Below are 4,243 nucleotides of genomic sequence, written 5' to 3' on the forward strand. Positions count from 1 at the left end.
GAATAACCTAGCTATCCTGGGAGTCGCAGAGCGATATAAATCAAAAGGTCGCCATATCATCTCTCAAGCGACGGAACACAGCGCGGTAATGGATCCATTAAGGGTCCTAGAGACTCAGGGTTATGACGTCACCATTCTACCAGTTGATGCGCACGGACACATACGAATCAACGACCTAAGGGAAGCCATCCGCGAAGACACAATTCTCTGCTCTATCATGGCTGCCAATAACGAAGTCGGCACAAGAATGCCCGTGGCCGAGATAGGTGAGATCTGCCATGAAAGAGGAGTCCTTTTTCATAGTGATGCGGTCCAGGCCTGTGGCCGGCTCGATATTGATGTTCAGAAACTGAACATCGACCTACTCTCACTCTCGGCACATAAGATTTACGGACCCAAAGGCATCGGTGCTCTTTATGTGAGGCGAAAAGGACCAAGAGTAAGCCTCGTACCGCAAATTCACGGCGGGGGGCATGAACGCGGATTTAGATCAGGCACTCTCAATGTCCCCGGTATTGTTGGTCTTGGGGAAGCCTGTCGCCTGGTCACAGAAGACCTAGAAAAAGACGTCAAACGAATCAGCCTGCTTACCAGTCAGTTAGCAGATGGTATTCAGGGCTTAGTGCCCAGCGCACAAATCAATGGACCCACGGAAAACCGATTACCGGGAAACTGGAACATTTCGATACAGGGCGTCGGCGCAGAGCGTTTGATGCTGAGCATGAGAGACCTCGCGATCAGCTCCGGGGCAGCTTGCGCCACAGCGCAGACCGGGCCATCTCATGTCCTCAAGGCCATGGGGCATACAGATGAACGTTGTCACGGGTCCCTAAGATTTGGGATAGGGCGCTTCAATACCGAAAACGAAGTTTCCTTGGCTACCCAGATGGTAGCCAAAGCTTACGCCCAGCTCTCGCAGAAGCCTGCATAAGTAGATTGACGAGCGGCCAGAGCTGATTAATATAGATAGTAGGAGTACTACAAATGATAACCCTCACCGAAAAAGCAATCACCCGTGCGCTTCAAGTTGCCGAAAGACAAAAGATTCCGGCTATCTTACGCGTCGGCGTTAAGGGCGGCGGCTGCTCAGGTCTAAGTTATTTCCTCGACTTCGAGGCCGGCGAAGGCCGAGAAGGGGATTCTGTAGTCGAATTTAGCGGCGTAAAAGTTCGGGTAGACCCGAAAAGCCTGAATTACCTTACTGAAACAGAGCTCGATTTCGACACGAATTTACTAAATGGTGGCTTTAAATTCCGTAACCCTCAAGCCAAGCGAAGCTGTAGCTGTGGGGAATCGTTCTCCGTATAAGGGCGGTCGTCCTGGCTCCGGGAAACTCTCGATCGAAGCCATGACAACCTGCACGACCACACGCGTCATTTGTATCGTTAGCTCTTGCTTCTATTGGTTGAAACACTTAAATATCGCCCAGACCCATGAAAGCTGCACTACTAGTCCTTGAAGATGGCCGTATATTCCGAGGCCGAAGATTTGGCGCTGACTCAGATGCTCAGGGAGAAGTTGTTTTCAACACGTCGATGATGGGTTACCAAGAAATCCTGACTGATCCATCCTACGCTGGTCAAATCGTGACCATGACTTATCCGATGATCGGTAACTACGGTATCGCGGGCGAAGACTTTGAAGCTCGAAAAATATTCCTCGGTGGATTAATCGTAAAAGAGATTAGCCGTATATCCAGCAACTGGCGCTCAGAAGTCACTCTCGACGAGTACTTGAAGCGACAAGGCATTCCTGGATTCTGTGATATCGATACACGAGCACTGGTTCGACACCTCCGTGACAAAGGTGCAATGCGCGGCATCATCGCCGACGCCGAAGGTGCTGATGAACAAGCACTTATTGCCAAGGCAAAAGGGCTTACGTCCATGGCCGGGACAGACCTTGCGAAGGTTGTGACCGCAGGTCACCAATACAGCTGGACCGAGAAAGACATCGATCTCGCCGGTACACGCGCTCCCGCAGCAAGCCCAGACGAAAAAGCTCAACCACATGTTGTGGCTTATGACTTTGGCGTAAAACGCGGAATTCTGCGGCAGCTTGCCGGAGAAGGATGCCGCGTCACAGTCGTACCTGCCAGCACCACCGCTGAAGAAGTGATGACACTGAACCCCGACGGAGTTTTACTTTCCAACGGGCCTGGTGATCCTGAGCCGGTGGACTACGCTATCGAAAACGTCAAAGCACTGATTGGTAAAGTACCGATTTTCGGAATCTGCCTTGGGCACCAAATCCTAGCGCTCGCCAGCGGTGGGTCCGCATTCAAACTGAAATTCGGACACCGTGGTGGAAATCATCCAGTGCAAGACCTGAAAACCGGAAAGATTGAAATCACCAGCCAAAACCATGGCTTCTGTGTGGATCCGGACTCGTTACCAAAAGATGAAGTAGAAGTGACGCATATCAATCTTAACGATAAAACCTGCGCAGGCATTCGGCTTAAGAATGCGCCAGCGTTTAGTGTTCAGTACCACCCGGAGGCGTCGCCGGGACCGCATGACGCCAACTATCTATTCGACCGTTTTATGCAGATGATGCGAGAATGGAATCCGAATAGGGGTTTCTAATTTCTCGCGTGGGAGGGCTCAATGCCACGCCGTGATGACCTCAATCGTATCCTTGTTCTAGGTTCTGGACCCATTGTTATTGGTCAGGCCTGTGAATTCGATTATTCAGGAACCCAAGCTATCAAAGCTCTCAAAGATGAGGGCTATGAAGTCATCCTGGTGAACTCGAATCCAGCGACTATTATGACGGATCCAAACTTGTGTGATCGCACCTACGTGGAGCCGCTTACACCTGAGTACCTTGAAGTTATTATCGAGCGCGAAAAGCCCGATGCAGTTCTTCCAACCGTTGGTGGACAAACAGCTCTAAACCTCGCGCTTGATCTCCACAAACAAGGCATCCTCGAGAAATATAATGTGGAACTTCTGGGTGCGAGCCCTGAGGCCATTGAAGTCGCCGAAGACCGAGAACTCTTTCGTTTGGCGATGCTGGAAATTGGACTCAATGTCCCTGAAAGCGTCATCATTGGCGACATGCAGGGTGCTTATGATTTCATGAAAGGCAGAGTTTATCCATGTGTCCTAAGGCCGTCTTTTACGCTCGGCGGCACGGGTGGAGGAATCGCCTACAACCAAGACGAACTCGAAACTATTGTTCGGCGCGGACTCGACCTTTCACCGGTTAGCCAGATTCTCATCGAAGAGTCTCTGCTTGGTTGGAAAGAGTACGAACTCGAAGTTATTCGAGACACAGCAGACAACGTTGTCATTATTTGCTCCATCGAAAACATCGATGCCATGGGCGTGCACACGGGTGATTCTATCACGGTGGCCCCAGCGCAAACGCTGACCGACAAAGAATACCAGCAGATGCGTAATGCAGCGGCACAGATTCTTCGTAAGGTTAAAGTCGACACGGGTGGATCCAATGTTCAGTTTGCGGTTGATCCCAAAACAGGACGCCTCATTATTATCGAGATGAACCCTCGAGTAAGCCGGTCATCTGCTCTGGCGTCAAAAGCAACGGGCTTCCCGATTGCCAAAATCGCCGCAAAGTTGGCCGTAGGATATACTCTCGACGAGTTACCAAACGACATAACACTCAAGACACCTGCAGCTTTTGAGCCTGCGCTCGACTATGTCGTCACCAAGATTCCGAAGTTTGCTTTTGAGAAATTCAGCGGAGCCGAAACAACACTTGGCACACAAATGAAATCCGTTGGCGAGGTCATGGCAATCGGCCGGACCCTTAAAGAGTCGTTCTTTAAAGCACTGCGTTCACTTGAGGTATCTAAACCATACCGACCCAACGAAACAGACCGCGACAAACTTGCTGAAAAGTTGTCACGACCCAGCGAAAACAGAATTCGTTATGTTGTCTACGCTTTAGAGCAAGGATGGAGCATCGAAGAGGTTCATCGCCACTGCTCCATTGACCCTTGGTTCCTTGATCAGTTTCAGCAATTCGCGGAGCTTCAAGAAGGCATGCGGGGCAAAGCGCTTGATGACGTATCCAGCGATACCATTTTAACCGCCAAAAAGTGGGGATTCAGCGACCGTAGAATCGCCTACATGACGGGCACGGCATCATTAGAAGTTCGTGCTCGGCGTAAGCGTGATGGCATTGTGCCAGTTTACAAGCGAGTGGACACATGCGCCGCAGAGTTCGAGTCACATACGCCTTATATGTATTCAACCTACGAAGAGGAATGCGAAGC

At 50.7% G+C, this 4,243-nt stretch carries 4 protein-coding genes; all 4 read left to right on the forward strand.

All coding sequences use genetic code 11. The features are described from left to right. The coding region (locus HOK28_05470) for a cysteine desulfurase (protein ID MBT6432520.1) at nucleotides 1-931 on the forward strand (931 nt) is incomplete at its 5' end. A 53-nt stretch (nucleotides 932-984) separates the two neighbouring features. Further along, a complete protein-coding gene (locus HOK28_05475; protein ID MBT6432521.1) occupies nucleotides 985-1,308 on the forward strand; it encodes an iron-sulfur cluster assembly accessory protein in 324 nt (107 codons plus the stop codon). A 125-nt stretch (nucleotides 1,309-1,433) separates the two neighbouring features. Beyond that, a complete protein-coding gene (gene carA, locus HOK28_05480; protein ID MBT6432522.1) occupies nucleotides 1,434-2,585 on the forward strand; it encodes a glutamine-hydrolyzing carbamoyl-phosphate synthase small subunit in 1,152 nt (383 codons plus the stop codon). A 21-nt stretch (nucleotides 2,586-2,606) separates the two neighbouring features. After that, nucleotides 2,607-4,243: carbamoyl-phosphate synthase large subunit (gene carB / locus HOK28_05485; GenBank protein ID MBT6432523.1), on the forward strand; the 1,637-nt coding region annotated here is incomplete at its 3' end.

The organism is Deltaproteobacteria bacterium (assembly GCA_018668695.1).
GTDB lineage: Bacteria > Myxococcota > XYA12-FULL-58-9 > XYA12-FULL-58-9 > JABJBS01 > JABJBS01.